Origin of the sequence: Anabaenopsis elenkinii CCIBt3563 (assembly GCF_015245355.1) — a bacterium.
Taxonomy (GTDB): domain Bacteria; phylum Cyanobacteriota; class Cyanobacteriia; order Cyanobacteriales; family Nostocaceae; genus Anabaenopsis; species Anabaenopsis elenkinii.
Genome location: NZ_CP063311.1, coordinates 4125741 through 4143431 on the forward strand (window position 1 = coordinate 4125741; position 17691 = coordinate 4143431).

The 17691-nt window shown below is 41.9% G+C and carries 15 protein-coding genes; 11 read left to right on the plus strand and 4 right to left on the minus strand.

The annotated features are described in order from the left end of the window. Positions 1-13 precede the first annotated feature (13 nt). Together IM676_RS18135 and IM676_RS18140 are read right to left on the minus strand one after the other, a co-directional pair. Positions 14-607, minus strand: coding sequence for an HD domain-containing protein (locus IM676_RS18135; RefSeq protein WP_200990273.1), 594 nt, complete (start codon positions 605-607; stop codon positions 14-16). Then, the gene (locus IM676_RS18140) at positions 576-1946 is read right to left on the minus strand and encodes a TIGR03985 family CRISPR-associated protein (RefSeq protein WP_200988170.1); all 1371 of its coding nucleotides are present in this window, start codon (positions 1944-1946) and stop codon (positions 576-578) included. The genes IM676_RS18135 and IM676_RS18140 overlap by 32 nt, the downstream gene beginning before the upstream one ends. Positions 1947-1962: 16 nt before the next feature. Here IM676_RS18140 and IM676_RS18145 point away from each other — a divergent pair, with 16 nt between their 5' ends. From IM676_RS18145 to IM676_RS18185, 9 genes are all read left to right on the plus strand, one after another. Continuing rightward, on the plus strand, positions 1963-2358 hold the full coding sequence (locus tag IM676_RS18145) for a CRISPR-associated protein Csx3 (protein WP_225880397.1): 396 nt from the start codon (positions 1963-1965) through the stop codon (positions 2356-2358). A 12-nt stretch (positions 2359-2370) separates the two neighbouring features. Beyond that, complete coding sequence (locus IM676_RS18150) at positions 2371-3297, plus strand: CRISPR-associated protein Csx3 (RefSeq protein WP_200988171.1); 927 nt, start codon at positions 2371-2373, stop codon at positions 3295-3297. A gap of 80 nt (positions 3298-3377) precedes the next feature. Then, positions 3378-4634, plus strand: a complete 1257-nt coding sequence (gene csx2 / locus IM676_RS18155; RefSeq protein ID WP_200988172.1) for a TIGR02221 family CRISPR-associated protein — start codon at positions 3378-3380, stop codon at positions 4632-4634. A gap of 187 nt (positions 4635-4821) precedes the next feature. Next, on the plus strand, positions 4822-6675 hold the full coding sequence (gene thrS / locus IM676_RS18160; RefSeq protein WP_200988173.1) for a threonine--tRNA ligase: 1854 nt from the start codon (positions 4822-4824) through the stop codon (positions 6673-6675). A 115-nt stretch (positions 6676-6790) separates the two neighbouring features. Continuing rightward, positions 6791-7816: a CobW family GTP-binding protein gene (locus IM676_RS18165; protein WP_200988174.1), complete on the plus strand. Its 1026-nt coding sequence runs from the start codon at positions 6791-6793 to the stop codon at positions 7814-7816. Positions 7817-7935: 119 nt separating this feature from the next. Continuing rightward, the gene (folE, locus tag IM676_RS18170; protein WP_200988175.1) at positions 7936-8586 is read left to right on the plus strand and encodes a GTP cyclohydrolase I FolE; all 651 of its coding nucleotides are present in this window, start codon (positions 7936-7938) and stop codon (positions 8584-8586) included. Positions 8587-8751: 165 nt separating this feature from the next. Further along, positions 8752-9102 carry a phosphoribosyl-AMP cyclohydrolase gene (gene hisI, locus IM676_RS18175; RefSeq protein ID WP_200988176.1) on the plus strand — a complete coding sequence of 117 codons (351 nt, stop codon included), beginning with the start codon at positions 8752-8754 and terminating at the stop codon, positions 9100-9102. Between the two features lie 2 nt (positions 9103-9104). Further along, on the plus strand, positions 9105-10550 hold the full coding sequence (gene cysS / locus IM676_RS18180) for a cysteine--tRNA ligase (protein ID WP_200988177.1): 1446 nt from the start codon (positions 9105-9107) through the stop codon (positions 10548-10550). A gap of 72 nt (positions 10551-10622) precedes the next feature. Continuing rightward, positions 10623-10982, plus strand: coding sequence for a hypothetical protein (locus tag IM676_RS18185; RefSeq protein ID WP_200988178.1), 360 nt, complete (start codon positions 10623-10625; stop codon positions 10980-10982). A gap of 76 nt (positions 10983-11058) precedes the next feature. Here the strand turns inward: IM676_RS18185 and IM676_RS18190 are convergent, their stop codons facing one another. Next, complete coding sequence (locus tag IM676_RS18190; protein WP_200988179.1) at positions 11059-11616, minus strand: pentapeptide repeat-containing protein; 558 nt, start codon at positions 11614-11616, stop codon at positions 11059-11061. A 349-nt stretch (positions 11617-11965) separates the two neighbouring features. On the opposite strand from IM676_RS18190, the gene IM676_RS18195 reads away from it, so the two are divergent. Together IM676_RS18195 and IM676_RS18200 are read left to right on the plus strand one after the other, a co-directional pair. Next, positions 11966-13519 carry a YcjF family protein gene (locus IM676_RS18195; RefSeq protein ID WP_200990275.1) on the plus strand — a complete coding sequence of 518 codons (1554 nt, stop codon included), beginning with the start codon at positions 11966-11968 and terminating at the stop codon, positions 13517-13519. A gap of 109 nt (positions 13520-13628) precedes the next feature. Beyond that, positions 13629-15356, plus strand: a complete 1728-nt coding sequence (locus tag IM676_RS18200) for a serine/threonine-protein kinase (protein ID WP_200988180.1) — start codon at positions 13629-13631, stop codon at positions 15354-15356. 169 nt (positions 15357-15525) lie between these two features. On the opposite strand, the gene IM676_RS18205 is transcribed toward IM676_RS18200, so the two are convergent. Then, entirely contained in the window at positions 15526-17670 is a 2145-nt protein-coding gene (locus IM676_RS18205) for a serine/threonine-protein kinase (RefSeq protein WP_200988181.1), read from the minus strand. Between the last annotated feature and the right edge of the window lie 21 nt (positions 17671-17691).

A 17691-nucleotide genomic window follows, 5' to 3' on the forward strand; every position in this document is an offset into this window, starting at 1 on the left:
CCAACAGAACTACTTAAAATCTTGCCATGTCCCCATTCCCTTCCTGAGATAAATAATTAACTACCCGTGAAAATTCCTCAGTTAAAAAATCTGAGCCAGTGGTGATGTAAATCTGTAATAACTCTTGGTAAAACCAGAGAGTACCCTCTTTACCAAATTGGAACTCCTGCCAAATCCTACTACCATATTGGCGAGAATCTGCAAGTAATGATCTGGCATTATGTAACTTATCTGCTAAAGATACCAGGCGCACAGAGGGTGAAGCATGACGCAACTTTTGTAAATACCGCTGCTTACGTTCCTTCCAAGGGGGTTTGGGTGGTGTGTCCCACTCTGTACAACCATCAATAATGGTGACAACGGCTTCACCAAATAGTTGATATATTTCTTGACGAGTAGCTTTTCCTCCCTGGTCTTCAATACTATCATGCAGTAAAGCTGCGATCGCCTCTTCTTCTGTTCCCCCAGCTTCCAATACTAAAGCCGCCACACTCAATAAATGAGCAACATAAGGAGTACCGTTAATTTTACGGGTTTGTTTAGCATGCAGAGATGTGGCGTAAACTAATGCTGACTCAAATTTTACCGTTAATTTTGGGGTGTTCATCATTTTCTTGACCCAGATAGAGCAAATATTCAGCGGCGACATCAGCCCCTATACTTTGGCGTAAATCTAGAGGCATAATAACTTCAGCTTTTGGTCGCCAGGCGCGGATACGCATACTGACGTTGTAATCTAAATGGCGATATTGCACACGGTAGTAAGCATCTTGTGAGGAGCGCTGTTTGAGAATGTGCAGTAATGCTTGTTGTTCCAGCACTGATGTATGTTGTTGGATTAAATATTTTGCTTCCTGATAGGTAACCGCCTCAAATGTCCGATGACGAACAGTATCCCGAATGTATCGGTCATGGTGGTCTCGGTCAAATCGCAACAGCATCAGTCGGGGGGGTAAATAAAAATCAAATCCCCAAGCTTGAGACATTTCCCGTTCAATTTCATCGGGACTGGGTAAATTACCCTTGTAGTAGCGTTGTTGTAAAACCTGGGGAATAGATGGATTTGCCCACTCTATGGGTGTAATATGGTGAATCCGGTCTAGTCGATAGTTATACCAATCAGTTTTGCGGTCAGGACTTTCCCCCAAGGCGCAAAGGTAAACCGCCCGTTGCACATAATAGATACATACTGGGTAAACTATACATTGCACAGTGTGTTTCAGTCTGGCGCTGTTGTAAGTTAATTCTAGAGGTGGTACTGGCTCTTGTTCCCAGATTTCCCGTAATTTATGTTGCCAATCATCAACTAAGTCTATGGTCTTACGGGGAATTACATAGTCAAGTTGAAAGCAAAATCGCTGTACACCACGGATCATCTGGGAATGATTTTGAGCGATCGCTGCCAAATCCTCCTGATTGAGAAAGTTCAATTCGTCACTAGCCGCAGATGTGGTCATTATGGGACGAGAGGGGAATTTTTTGACTCGATGATATTTCTGTTGTCGATACTCTAACCATCCTATTTCGGCGAGAATTTCTAGGTCTGCTTGCAAAGAACGACGTGTAACGCCAAACAGTCTTTGTTGCAAGATTTCATATAATTTAGCTTCAGAAATACCAGTGTGAGTTAACAGCGACTTTTGCCATTGTGATTTGATAATTCCCCCTTGCAATAACCATGTAGCAGTGGTTTTAGTGCAAGGACAATTTACATCATGTAACTGAGGAATTGCTTCCCCTTTGGGGTGGGTGGAAGTAAAAAAAGCATCCCGCCACTGAGCAAAAGTAAAGGAATTACTCAGCGGTAAGGGGTCTTGACCATACAAATAATGTAACCATACCCACAAGCGAATTGCTCTGGAGAGGTTTTGTTTGAGAGAACCGCGTGCTAACCATTGCAGCAGTTCTATTTGGGGAGTGTCTACAAAAGTTGGTTGGTGGAACACTGGTTAAGTATATTCATTGGTAAGACTAGCATACAACATATTGGAATTATCTGCTTCCACCGGGATGTATGATATACCTATTGATTTGATCCAACAGTATGCACAGATGACTAGTTATAGAATTGCCTTGAAAGAAAACATTTTGCGCGTCAGTTTTGGGGAAGCTGCTCAAAATGACCAAATTATTCAGGATGCAGCGGCGCGACTGCAGGAAATGCAAGATTCAGAGGAACTAGGAGGAGGTCCACTCTTGAAGATTAATGGACCAATCTCCGTACCAGTGGCCTTTGTTTTAGCCCATAAACTGGCTCATCTTTATGGTGCGATCGCTTGTTTTGACCCCAAGTTAGGTAAATATGTGGTTTGTATCACACATAATCCTGAGTATAAATTGGGCGATTTGATTAAGTAAGAGATTAAACTTATGACTAGCTATCACATTAGTCTGGATGAGGATGTGTTAAAGGTGAAGTTTGGTACACCTGCTCACGGTGACCAAATTGTTAGGGATGCGGGAGCACGTTTAGATCAAATGCTCGCATCGGGGGAAATTCCGGGGGGAAAACTACTCAAGATCGATGGACCGGCTTCTGTGGCGGTGAGTTATCTCATCTCCCATAAGATATCTCAATTGTATGGTGCGATCGCTATTTTTGACCCCAAAATTGGTAAGCCAGGATATAAAACTTACATTGTTGTTGCTACCCATACTCCAGCTTATCAGTTGGGTGAAGTCATTGAAACCAGTGAAACCCACAAAAGTAAACAAAATCTCAAAGTTGTATTGTGTGGTCCGCCCCAATCTGGTAAATCTTGTCTGCGTAAAGGTTTGAAACAAGCAATCGGCAATATTCCCGGCGCACCTTATCCCTATGTCATTACTGCTTGTCCAGATGGGGAAGGTGCTTGGTTTTCCGATGCGGCGCGGCGAGATATTGATTTAGCCAGAAAACTAAAACAAGATTACAAGGCCAAGTTTACCTCAGAGTTTGCCATTAAAGCCGCAGGTTGGGTAAAAAGTGCCAATACACCACTAAATATCATTGATGTCGGCGGAAAAATGACACCAGAAAATCGCCTGATTATGCGTGAAGCTACTCATGCGGTGATTTTAGCTGGGAATAACGGTAAGGAGGAAGTTCCCCTTTGGGAAGAGTTTTGTCGTGATTTAAATATACAGATTGTTGCTAATCTTTCTAGTGACTACGATGGTAAGGAAGATAAAATTATTACAAAAGATCCTTTGCTAACTGGTAGTATTCATCACCTGGAACGGGGAGAAGATATTTCTTCTCGTCCCATGGTACAGGCTTTGGCGCAGGTTTTGGTGCGGTTGTGTAGAAGAGAGTAAGTTAGCAAGCTTACTACTCAAACTTATTTGGATATGGGACAAACTTCTATAAAAATCTGAAAAATCAAGGATTAAATATTATGAAGGCGATTTCATTTCTCGGCTTTAACAAAAGAGGTTATCAAGAAACTACTTACCTCAATCCCATTGCTCCTGGGGAATATAAAACTAAATTTATTCAAGAAGCTTTAGTAGAATTTTACCAACCTGATACTCTTTATGTTTTATTGACAAATACAGCAGCTACAGGTATTCCAGATAACGAGACAGAATCTAGTTGGGAAACACTCAAGAAGAAACTTGGCGATAAAGTTAATTTACAACCAATAAATAATGTACCTGAAGGACACAGTACATCAGATATCTGGAAACTATTTGAAATGTTAACGGACTGTTTAGAAGAGGGTGATAGAGTACTATTTGACATTACAAATGGCTTTCGTTCTCTACCTGTTTTAGCATTAATTGCTGTTAGTTATTTACGTGTTGTCCGTCAAGTCCAGATTCAAGGCCTAATATATGGTGCATTTGATGCCAAAACTAATAATAAAACCCCTATATTTGACCTTTTACCCATAGTTAGCTTATTGGAGTGGACAACTGCTACTGACCAGTTCATTAAAACAGGAAATGGACAAGCATTAGCAAGCTTACTTGATCAAAGTGACTCTACAGCCAAGGATTTAGCAGTCAGTATCGAAGGAATTGCACAAGGTTTACAGCTCCTACGTCCAATGGATGTCATTCAAGAAGCAGCAATATTACCTGAACGTATTCTAGCAGCAGCACCAATGATTTCTCAAACCGTACCACCATTTGCAGCTTTGTTGCAGCGTGTAGAAAAAGATTATGGTAGTTTCGGCTTGTTTAACCCAACAGATTATCGCCATTACCCACAATCATCTTTATTACGACAACTAAAAATTGTCGAGTGGTACGCAGGGAAAGGACAAATTGTTCAAGCCTTATCTATGGCGCGGGAATGGCTACCTTCTTTGTTATGTTATCACTTTCAGTTAGATCCATTAGATAAAGAATCTCGGGAGGAAATGGAACTATTATTAACTGGAGGTAAAATTAAGGATAAAGATGGTAACCTCATTAAGGAATCTCAATATCTGGTAGAATGGTCTAATCTTCCCAAGGAAAAAAAGAAACAATTAAACAGACTTTGGGGTGGTGAATTAAACTTGGCTAAACTGCGTAATGATGTGTTACACGCAGGATTTCGGAAAGATCCTAAAAATGCACAAAATATTTTGCATCAAACGGAATTGATTATTAAGGAACTTGAAGCCATTGCAAAGGTCTGGAATTTGCAGGATGAAACTGTATAAAACTAATTCTGAGTTAATGATCTAAAAATGCCTGATTTTGCCGTTATAATTTATACTCTGGTGGGCGATCGCTCCCCTATCCTGATTCTGGGTTGGGATGAAGTCCTGAATAGCCAAAAGCCCAAAGATTAATCTCATCTGGTTTATCTGGCGCTATAATGATAACCGTTATCATTATTTTACGGCTATGGTTAGTTCGATCATCCCGTCTCAGGAGAAATTGCACCAGCAAGACCATGAACAACTCATCAGGATTCGTCACACCTGCGCCCACATTTTGGCCATGGTTGTGCAGAAGCTATTTCCAGGGACTAAGGTAGCAACTGGACCGGTAACAGAAACAGGCTTTTATTATGATTTTGATGCTCCTGTGAGTTTTACCCCGGAGGACTTGGAAAAAATTACCTTGGAAATGCGGCGGGTTATTCAGGCTAATTTACCCATCATCCGCGAAGAGATACAACGTGGGGAAATTCAAACAGAAATTACTAACTTGGGGGAAACTTACAAAGGGGATATTTTAGCACGCATCCCCCCAGATGAAATTATTACTCGTTATTTTATCGGTAGTCCTGATGTTCCTGTGCAGCCTGAACCGTCATTATTTACAGTTGCATCAGGGGGGATGGTTAATCATAACTCTTGGTGGGACTTGTGCGCTGGACCCCATATCAACTTTACCGGGGAAATTCACCCCGATGCTTTTAAATTATTAAATGTGGCGGGTGCATATTGGCAAGGTGATGAAACTCAGCCGATGCTACAACGCATTTACGGTACAGCTTGGGAAACTCCAGAAGATTTACAAGCTTATTTAAAACAACGAGAAGAAGCATTACTGCGTGACCACAGAAAACTCGGTCAAGATTTGAATTTATTTAGTATTCAAGAAGATGCTGGTGGTGGGTTAGTTTTTTGGCATCCTAAAGGGGCGCAAATCCGCCATATCATTGAAGATTACTGGAAGCGATCGCACTTACAAGCCAACTATCAACTACTATATACCCCCCATGTAGCTAATTTGGAACTGTGGAAAACATCGGGTCACTTTGATTTCTATCGAGAAAATATGTTTGATTCCATAGATGTGGAACAACAAGCATATCAACTCAAACCGATGAATTGTCCTTTCCACGTCCTTACCTACAAGCATCAACTCCATTCCTACCGAGAGTTACCCATTCGGATGTGTGAACTGGGTACTGTTTACCGTTATGAACGTTCTGGCGCTTTACACGGTTTGATGCGGGTGCGGGGATTTACTCAAGATGATGGTCATATTTTCTGTTTACCTGCACAAATTGCACCGGAAATTCTGGGAGTTTTAAATCTTACAGAAGAGATTTTGTCAGACTTTGGCTTTACTAATTACGAAGTTAATTTATCTACCCGTCCTGAGAAATCAGTGGGAAATGATTACGTTTGGGAGTTAGCCACTGCTGCACTTAAACAAGCATTAGATACTAAGGGTTGGGACTATATTATTGATGAGGGTGGTGGGGCGTTTTATGGCCCTAAAATCGATATTAAAATTAAAGATGCCATTGGTCGTAGTTGGCAATGTTCCACTATTCAAGTTGATTTTAACTTACCGGAACGCTTTAATATGGAATATGTTACCCCAGAAGGCGATCGCCAAAGACCAATTATGATTCATCGGGCTATCTTTGGTTCTTTAGAGCGATTTTTTGGGATATTAATCGAAAACTATGCTGGGGACTTTCCTCTATGGTTAGCACCAGTGCAAATCAGACTTTTACCCGTTAGTGATGATGTACGCGAATATGCAAAATCTGTCGCTACTACTTTCAAGCAAGCCGGGATACGGGTAGAAGTAGATTATAGTGGTGAACGACTGGGTAAGCAAATCCGCACAGCTGAATTAGAAAAAATCCCCGTAGTGGCGGTTATCGGTAAAAAGGAACTGGAAAATCAGACTTTGAGTATCCGCACTAGACAAAATGGCGATTTAGGTGTACTAACCATCGATGAAATTTTACCACGGCTACAGGAAGCGATCGCTTCTAAGGGCTTAATCTAGATTTTTCACTCTTTGTGCGCAGAATCATTTCAATCCTGAAAATTATAAATCTTATGGGGTTGGTATCCTACCCCCCAGGGATAACAAAACTTACTTGGTCACCAACAAAGATCATATGACTACTCTCACACCATCTCAAACAAACACTATACCAGAGATTCCTAAACGGGGAATGCCGGTAACTCTGATTACTGGATTTTTAGGAAGTGGTAAAACTACGCTCCTGAATCAAATCCTCAAAAATAAACAAGATTTAAAAGTTGCTGTCTTGGTGAATGAATTCGGCGATATTAATATTGATAGCCAATTGCTGGTTTCTATAGATGAAGACATGATGGAACTCAGTAATGGTTGTATTTGTTGTACCATTAATGATGGTTTGGTTGATGCTGTTTATCGGGTATTAGAAAGAGAAGACCGTATTGACTATTTGGTGATTGAAACTACTGGGGTAGCTGACCCCCTACCAATTATCCTCACATTTTTAGGTACGGAACTCAGAGATTTAACTAACCTCGATTCTATTATTACTTTGGTGGATGCAGAAGCCTTTGACGCTGAACATTTTCAAAGTGAATCGGCTTTGAAGCAAATCACGTATGGTGATATTATTCTTCTCAATAAGGTTGACCTGGTAACTCCAGCCAAACTTAAAGAAGTGGAAGACTACATCTATGAGGTCAAAGCCGGGGCAAAAATTTTGCACACTCAATATGGAGAGGTGCCATTACCATTACTTCTAGATACAGATTTAACACCCAAACAAGTTTATCTCTCGATTGTAGAACAAGATGAACACAAGGATCATGATCACCACCATCACCATGAGCATCACCACCATCACTCAGATCATTTAGATAATGATGGGTTTGTTTCTATTTCCTTCCAAAGCGATCGCCCCTTTGATGTTCACAAGTTTGAAGCCTTCCTGACTGAACAAATGCCACCAGGTGTATTTCGTGCTAAAGGCATACTTTGGTTTAATGATAGCGACTTACGCCATATTTTTCAACTCAGCGGGCCACGTTATAGTTTACACGCCGATAACTGGTGTTCTCCACCTAAAAATCAACTCGTTTTTATTGGGAGAAATTTGAAAACCAGTGAAATTACCTCTCATTTGCATAAATGTTTGATATGATAGGGGAGTGTAAACTTATGTTACACTCATTCATTAGTCAGGGTAAATCAGCGGTAAATCACAACCGACATCTGAATCACTGACCAATTCAGTAAAACATTCCTTATAAAACTCAAAAAATGACTTTATCGATTCGTCCCGATCTAACTTCTGCCGATCAGGTACTATCGTCTTTAGTTGCTCAAAAGCAACCAAAAGTAACAGAAGCAGAAATGATGCAGGCTGTACGGACTTTGTTAATTGGATTAGGCGAAGATCCGGACCGCGAAGGACTCAAAGACACCCCCAAAAGGGTAATGAAAGCCTTGCAGTTTCTTACAAAGGGATACACTGAATCTTTAGATGAACTGCTCAATGGCGCAGTATTTACAGAAGACGCCAATGAAATGGTGTTGGTTCGGGACATCGATATTTTCAGTTCCTGTGAGCATCATATCCTGCCGATCATTGGCCGCGCTCACGTTGCTTATATACCTAATGGTAAAGTCATCGGTTTATCTAAAATAGCCCGCATTTGCGAAATGTACGCCCGACGTTTACAAGTACAAGAACGTCTGACCACCCAAATTGCTGACGCCTTACAAGGACTACTCAAACCCCAAGGTGTGGCGGTAGTAGTAGAAGCAACCCACATGTGTATGGTGATGCGCGGTGTTCAGAAACCCGGTTCTTGGACTGTTAGCAGTGCTATGCGTGGAGTTTTTGCCGAAGATGCTCGAACTCGCGAAGAATTCATGAATTTAATCCGCCATAATCCCAACTTTCATTAAATAGTTATCATAGAGCTATATTTATATAGCTGCGGCAGTAAGTGTAGAGATGGGAAAATTCTTGTCTCTACATGAATAAATAAACAAGTAACTAAATATACTATAAAAAAGTGGCATTGTTTGAGTATTAAATAAATTGATTAAAGACTCGAATGTGAAAATTCAGTGAGCAGAGAAACTATGGTAATTTCAGAACTACAATTTAATAGTCAAGGATTAATTCCGGCGATCGCCCAAGACTATAAAGATGGTACCGTGTTAATGATGGCGTGGATGAATCAGGAATCCCTGGAAAAAACCCTCGCCACAGGTGAAGCACATTACTGGAGTCGTTCCCGTTCCCAATTGTGGCACAAAGGCGCTACATCTGGGCACATTCAAAAAGTCAAAGAATTGTTTTATGACTGTGACGGCGACACCATCTTGATCAAAGTTGAGCAAATCGGTGACATTGCTTGTCACACAGGGGCGAGAAGCTGTTTCTTTAATTCCGTACCAATGACTAATACTAATTAACTATGACCCTCACCATCTACAATACCCTCACCCATAAAAAAGAACCATTCCAACCCCAAGAACCTGGTAAGGTGAAAATGTATTGCTGTGGTGTCACGGTATACGATTACTGTCATTTGGGTCATGCACGCTCTTATATAGGTTGGGACGTAGTACGCCGATATTTTCAATGGCGCGGTTATGAAGTTGAATACGTCCAAAACTTTACCGACATTGACGATAAAATTCTCAACCGCGCTAACTTAGAAGGAACTTCCATGGAGGAAGTTTCCCAACGCTACATAGATGCTTACTTTGAGGATATCAGACGGTTAAATGTCATGGATGCCTCAGCATATCCCCGTGTAACTGAAAATATTAGTAGTATTCACCAACTAATTCAGGAATTAGAAAAAAAAGGTTACGCCTATGCCGCCAATGGCGATGTTTATTACAATGTATATAACTTCCCTGAATATGGCAAACTTTCCGGTCGGGATGTGTCAGATATGCAAGCCGGAGCTAGTGGGAGAGTAGATGTAGAAGACCTATCGGGCCAGAAAAAACAAAACCCGGCAGATTTTGCTCTGTGGAAAGCAGCTAAACCAGGAGAACCAGCATGGAGTTCACCTTGGGGTTCAGGTCGTCCAGGATGGCACATTGAATGTTCAGCCATGGTCAGATCCTTGCTAGGGGATACCATTGATATTCACGGCGGTGGTGGTGATTTAGTATTCCCCCACCATGAAAATGAAATCGCCCAATCGGAAGTGGTGACTGGTAAACCGTTGGCGCGTTACTGGATACACAATGGTATGGTAACGGTGAACGGTGAGAAAATGTCTAAGTCTTTGGGAAATTTTACCACAATTCGAGAGTTGCTGGATCAAGGTATTGACCCCATGGTGGTAAGATTGTTTATCCTACAGGGACACTATCGCCGTCCCTTGGATTTTACTAAAGAAGCGATCGCCTCGGCGGAAAATGCCTGGAAAACCCTCAAAGAAGGTTTACTATTTGGGTACCAGTACGGTGAAAAGCTGGGACTGGAAACCGGGAAAGAGTTAATCCCTAATCCCTATATCGAGAGTTTTCAAGGGTCTATGGATGATGACTTTAACACCCCGGGAGGATTAGCAGTTTTATTTGAACTGGCTAAGGAGTTACGCCGTCAAAGTAATCTGTTGACTCACCAAGGAAAAACAGACCTGACCCCAGCAGAAATTCAGCAGCAATGGCAAACTTTAATAACTTTATCTGGAGTATTGGGACTGGAGGTAACACCACAAGCCCCCAGTGTCGCCCCCAGGAGGTTAACTGATGGGGAAATTGAAATTTTAATCCAGCAGCGACAAACAGCCCGTAAATCTAAGAATTTCGCCGAGAGCGATCGCATTCGTCAAGAATTACAGGAACTCGGTATTACTTTAATCGATCAACCAGATGGTACGACTCGTTGGCATTCCTGATCAAGATTTACTTGCATCGTAAAATCTAATCGGATAATCTCAGCAGTCAGGATTGTTTTACAAGGAACCCCGATGAATAAAAAGACTATACTGAGTTTACTTTCTACTCCCATGCTGGTTAGCTCAATTCTAGCTATGGGAGCAACGGCAAATCAAGCCCAAGCCGCGAAACCAGAAGCAGACAACACAGAGGAACTCACCTGTATACAGAATGACCACATATGGCGTCCCGTGTGTGTGAGAGCTTCCGTATTAGCAACCATCCCTCAATATCAACCCGGAGTTGAGTTTTCTAGCCCTGAAAATGAAGTTCCCTTACTAGGGTTTAATATTGAAGAAAGTGATATGGCTGTTGACTTATTTAACTGTGACTGTCCACAGTGTATTAATGCTTTGCGTCAGATGCGCGGTCTAGCACCCTTAGTTTATTAAACATCTACTCCCAACCCCCTTTCCTTCTTAAGGAAAGGGACAGGGGAATTGAGGATGGTGAAAACTCTTCACTATTCTAAGAATGGCAGTAACTACCATCCCAAGTCACCCATTTATGAGATATTCCTATATGGGCTATTCCTTGAGCTTTATCTGGCTGACTTACTTGTGTCCCTGTTAAGTCAGCACCGTTTAGTTCAGCTTCATTGATATTGCAACCCCTTAAGTTGGCTTTCCTCAAATTAGCGTTTCTCAGGTTTGCTCCACTCATTTGGGCTTCACTCAGGTCAGCGTATCCTAAGTTGGCAATTTCTAAATTGGCACTGCGCAAATCTGCACCACTTAAGTTAGAATGTTGCAGGTCAGACCTAATTAGTTCAGCACCAATTAAGTTCACCTCACTCAAATTAGCACCGTTCAATTTGGCTCCACTCAGATCAGCATCTGTGAGATTGGCTCGAGTAAAGTTACACCCACTCAAGTTCGCCCGAGTCAGATTAGCTCCACTCAAGTCAGCTTCCATAAAGTTAGCACCACTCAAGTCAGCAGCACAAAGATTGATCTGATGTAAACTGGCTCTGTTAAATGTGCGATCACCCGCTGCATAAAGGTTTTGGATTCTTTGAGCTTCCATTTTCTCACCTCGCAATCTCTACAGGTTAGTTGAGTTATTTCCGACACTGTACTCAAACCACACCAACAGCAAACGCGACTTTTAGGGAAACTTCCTCTCCTATTATGCTATAGTTAGGAGCCATTTTGCAGAATCCTTAACAGAAATATACTAAACTCAACTTAGCCAAGGTGGGTAGGGCATCTCTGACTGTACCAGAACAATATAATTTAACTGCAAGTTAAATTGTTAAATTATATATATCGTCAACGTTGGGTAGCCCGGATTTGATCCGGCGATCGCAACATCAGTTGAGAATGCCCAAAGGTTTCAACCGGGAGACCCAACCCACTAACTAACTGTGCCATCCATGCCTTTGTCGCGCATAGTCACCCTTATTGTAGGTTTAATCGTCATTTTGGGATTAAGCCTCTGGCTGATTGACTCCCTCTCTCGGCTTTACTGGCAGTTGTCCTATTCGCCACTGCTGGGCAACTTGCTGTTGTTATTGCTGATTTTATTAATTGGGGGCTTGGTTGCGGCTTTTGTTTATTATGTATTGGTACTTCAGGCTGGGGAAAAGCAATCGCGCCGCCGGGGGCGACGGGTGACAGCCGGAGAAATTCCCGCAGCTAAATCTGATGCAGCTTCGAGTACATTACAAGCTGTTAAACAACAGGTAGCCCAAATTCAAGATGAGGTAGCACGACAAGCTTTATTAAGTAAATCCCGGGAAATTGAGGTGAATCTGGCACGGGGTGAAATTCAAGTAGTTGTGTTTGGTACAGGCAGTGCTGGCAAAACTTCTTTGGTTAATGCTATTATGGGACGCATCGTCGGTCAGGTAAATGCGCCCATGGGAACTACCCAGGTGGGGGAAACCTATTGTTTGCGGTTGAAAGGATTACAACGCAAGATTTTAATTACTGATACTCCGGGGATTTTAGAGGCTGGGGTGGAAGGAACCGAACGAGAACAACTAGCGCGAGAATTGGCAACTTCAGCAGATTTACTGTTATTTGTGGTGGATAATGATTTGCGACGTTCTGAATATGAACCCCTACGCAGTTTGGCAGCAATTGGCAAGCGATCACTTTTGGTGCTGAATAAAACTGATTTATATACAGATGAAGATCAAGAATCTATCCTCGCCCGGTTACGTCAACGGGTGAGTGGATTTATTCCCCCCAATGATGTCATAGCGATCGCAGCCAATCCCCAAGCAGCACAACTAGAAACTGGGGAAACCCTACAGCCAGAAGGGGATATTGTGCCGTTGCTGCGGCGCATGGCAGCGATTTTACGGGCAGAAGGTGAGGATTTGGTGGCTGATAATATTCTTTTGCAATCCCTACGCCTGGGAGAAGAAGCCCGAAATCTGATTGATATCCAGCGTCGTCGTCAAGCTGACAAAATAGTTGATCGCTTTGGGTGGATTGGTGCTGGTGTGGTCACAGTTACCCCTTTACCAGTAGTAGATTTACTGGCTACCGCAGCAGTGAACGCTCAAATGGTGGTAGAAATTGGTAGGGTCTACGGCTGTGAACTGAACATGGAACGGGGTAAAGAGTTAGCTGTTTCCCTAGCCAAGACCATCGCTAGTTTAGGTATAGTCAAAGGTGCAATTCAATTAATATCTACTGCTTTACAATTTCATGTAGCCACCTTTGTCATTGGTAGGGCAATTCAAGGGGTGACTGTAGCTTATTTAACTCGAATTGCTGGTAAGAGTTTTATCGAGTATTTTCGCCATGACCAAGATTGGGGTGATGGTGGTATGACCGAGGTAGTTAAGGAACAATTTAAATTAAACCGCAAGGATGAATTTATCAAAGCTTTTGTTCAAGAGGCGATCGCCCGGGTGGTTAACCCTTTAACAAATAACTCCCAGGTAATTTCACAGGAGGAAGAAACCAAAGCGTAAAGTGACTGGGCTTTCAAAAATGGATGCTAGCATGATTTATTTCCCAGGATTCCGGAAAAACTCTTGATGTAGCGAAATATATGATAAAGCCTTATTTAGTAACCAGCTCATGAATGATCACATGATCGGTAAAGTACTACAAGCACGTTACCAAGTTATCCAAAGCCTGGGTGCAGGGGTATTTGGAGATACATACATCGCCGTAGATAGGGAATACCCAGTAAATACTAAATGTACGATTAAACATATTAAATCTCAAACATTTGCACCTGGCTACTTAGACAATTTAAGATTCTGCTTTCTCAACGAAGCCGGAACTATCCAGCGCCTAGGAAGTCATCCGCAAATCCCCAAATTCATCGGCTACTTTGAGGAAAATGACCAGTTCTACTTAGTACAAGAGTTTGTCGAGGGACATTCACTGAGTAAGGAATTACCCGTTAAGGAGTCCTGTGGATGTCTGTGGACTGAGGCGGAAGTTATAGAACTATTGGAAGATGTTTTAACTATTTTAGATTTTGTTCACTCTCAAGGTGTAATTCATTGCCATATTAAACCAGAAAACTTGATCAGACGTACCGTTGATGGCAAGTTAGCTTTAATTGATTTTGGTCTCATCGAGTCGGTTAATTTGGGGGGATATGGGGAGTTACCTATTTATGACCTTCCTGTAAGCGCACTGGGGTACATATCGCCAGAGCAATTTATTGGTCAAACCCAGCCCAACAGTGATATTTATGCTTTGGGTATGATTGCTATTCAAGCCTTAACAGGACTAGAACCACTGCAATTAAAACTCAATCTTGAGACTAATCAGATTATCTGGCGGACTGAAGATACATCAGTGAGTGATCAGGTAGCTGCTATTCTCACTAAAATGATTTCCTATGATTACCAGGATCGCTTTCAGTCGGTGGCTGAAGTCTTGTATACCCTGCGGGCGGTCTTCAACGCCCCTAAAATACCCTATCAACTCCATCAAATCACAAGAGCTGAAAATCACGATCCACAACTAGAACCTAGTTTTGGCATATCCTCTCCAGGATTTTCAGGTATGAAAATAGGGTTGGCGGCTAATTCTTTGTTAGTGGGATTAGCAGCATGTTCTCTAATGAACAATTCCCCTGCTTATTCCGAAACAGAAAGATTATATATAGCCACAGAAGAATACCAAACAGGCAATTTCCAAAAAGCCCTGGCTTTAGCTGAATCAATTCCTGCTTACAGCAATGTTTACCCCGAGGCTCAAGCCAATATAGAAGAATGGCAAGAGAAATGGCAATTGGCATCTGAACAATACGAAATTGCCCAAACAGCTCTTGAACAGGAGAGATGGTCAGATGTCTTGAGTACAGCGGCGAAATTACCAGATATTTCATATTGGCAATCTAAAATAGATACACTGGTGCAGCAAGCACAAGTCAACATTGCCAGACAAACACATGATTTGTTATCAAAGGCTTACGCAAAAGCTGTAGATAGAGAATTTTCAGCCGCCATAGAATATCTGCGCCAAATTCCTCCCGAAAGTCCTGCTGGTGCTTTAGTTCAAGAGAAATTAGCTGAGTACGACCAAAAGCGGCAGATTAGAGCGGCTTATTTTTTACATCGTGCTAATATCAAAGCATCAGTGGGCGACTGGAATGGTGCTATCCAGTTTCTGCGCAGAATTCATAACAGTACTTCTGTTTACCCTCAAGCCCAGACAAAATTAAGTGAATATACTCAAAAACAACAACTGCAAAATCGCAGTGTAAATGTGGCTTTCAATGCCTTAACTGCTAAAACTGACCGTTTTCACCCACAGAATGAGCTGCAAGAGGTAAATATTCGTTAATTCAAATCAATTAACCGTCCCATTTGACGAGCAACTGTGATATATTCCCCGGAATAATTTTCAGATGCAAGCTTCCGTAAACTGCTGTTTGCCTATCTGTAATCATTGCCTATATCTGTTTTTCTGACTGCCTTAAAAATATGGCTAGGGTAGTCATACTTTACACCGATTATTCCTGAGATATGGGAAGAGTCGGTACTGTTATTGGGCCTGATTTTTCCCAAGATAATTGTCTCTGCTGGCTCTGGTGACGGGCGTTAATTGCTTGTTGGTAATTCGGATGGTATTTTATGGCTTGCTCATAAGAGTCCATAGCCTCTTGATATTTTTGTAAATTAAATAAGGCATTACCTCTGCTATACCAACTTTCAGCATGGTTGGCTTGATAACGCAGTGCTTGATCGTAGGATGCGATCGCCTCTTGATATTGCTGTAAAATATATTGGGCGTTACCTAAGTTATACCAAGCTTGGTAGTCATTTCTTTTAATGGCTAGGGCTTTTTGATAGGATTCTATTGCTTCTTGATAGCGCTGGCTTTGATGCAATGCCCAACCTCGAAGATACCAAGCTTGGGAATCATGAGGATTATGTTTAACTGCTTGATTCAATGATGCAATTGCTTGTGGATATCTCCGTAACGTCATGAGAATATTACTACGAGAAAACCAGGCTGGGTAAAAATTTGGTCTGTATTCTAATGCCTTATCATAGGCTTGCAAAGCATATTCAAAGCGATTTAAATTAAATAAAGAGTTACCTAAACCATACCAAGCTTCCCCATAGTCGGGCTTGACATCAATAGCTGTTTCATAGGCAGTAATTGCCTGCTCGTATTGTTTTAATTTATGCAATGCTAAACCCTGACCATACAATGATTTATAAGCATTAGGTCGGAGTTCTATAGCTTGTTTATAAGCAGCAACAGCGTTATTATATTCCTGTAAATTGCTAAAAACTTCCCCTTTGAGATGCCAGACATCTTGATGATTATGATCCAGTTGTAATGCTTTGTCAAAAGCTGCGATCGCTTCGGGATAACGCTTTAAACTTCGCAAGACTAAACCGCGACCAATCCATGCTTCTAGGTAGTCTGGCTGAATTTGAATTGCTTGGTCGTATGCTGACAAGGCTGCATTGTAGTCTTTTAATTCCCAGAGAGTTCTTCCTTGACCATTCCATCCGGGGACAAAATCCGGATTAATTTTTACAGCCTCCTGATAAGCTGCTAGGGCTTCTTCATAGCGCTGTAATTCAAATAGGGTAGTTGCTTGTTGAGATAATGCGATCGCATTGTGAGCATTAAGAGTATTTATAATAAATACCGATACCATACCCCCAAGTGCCATTAAACATATTCCCAACCACAGCTTAATTAATACCTGCTTTTTATAGTTATTAAACTGCCAATTTTGCCATGGCTGATCTGGTTTGAGTGACAAGTCAGCATTAACTGGTAAAGCTGGACTCAAGACTAGAGTCCGCGAAGAGGGTTGAATTAACTCTTGCAGTTTTTGCAAAGCTACACTTGCGCTCGGGTAGCGTTGACGGAAATCATAACGCACCATTTGATCAATAAACTCGGCAAATCCTGGGGACACAGTGGTATGATGTTGCCAGATAATTTCATTACTATTAAGATCAAATTCCAGCTGGTCTGGTGATAATCCCGTTAAGGCTTGAATAGCGATAATCCCCACCGCATAGATATCACTATTAAACTTGGGCGTACCCTGGGCTTGTTCTCCGGGTAAATATCCAGGGGTACCTATAGCAATAGTGGTTTTAGTTTGACCTTTGGGGTTAACTACCTGGGTGGTGATTTGCTTCACCGCCCCAAAATCAATTAAAACTAACTTACCATCAGCTTGGCGTCTGAGTAAATTGTGGGGATTAACATCCCGGTGAATTACCTGCTGTTGGTGAACAAATTTTAAAATTGACAAAATTTCTTGCACCAGGGAAATCACCTCTGGTTCACCGAATACCTTACCCGGTGTTAACTCTTGACTCAGGTCATGACCAGCGATAAATTCCTGCACTAAATAAAACTGAGCATTTTCCTCAAAGTAAGCTAAAAGTTGGGGAATCTGCTCGTGAACTCCTAATTTATACAGAACTTGTGCCTCTGTATCAAATAACCGCCTAGCCATCTCCAAGGTTACAGGGTCAGTAGCTTGGGGTTGAAGTTTTTTCACAACACACTGAGGTAAACCGGGCAGGTGAGTATCACAAGCCACAAAAGTCTCACCAAATCCGCCACCTCCCAACTGGTTGATGATTTGGTACCTTCCCACAAGTCTGTTTCCCTGCATCTGATGTGTTTAGTTAAGTGC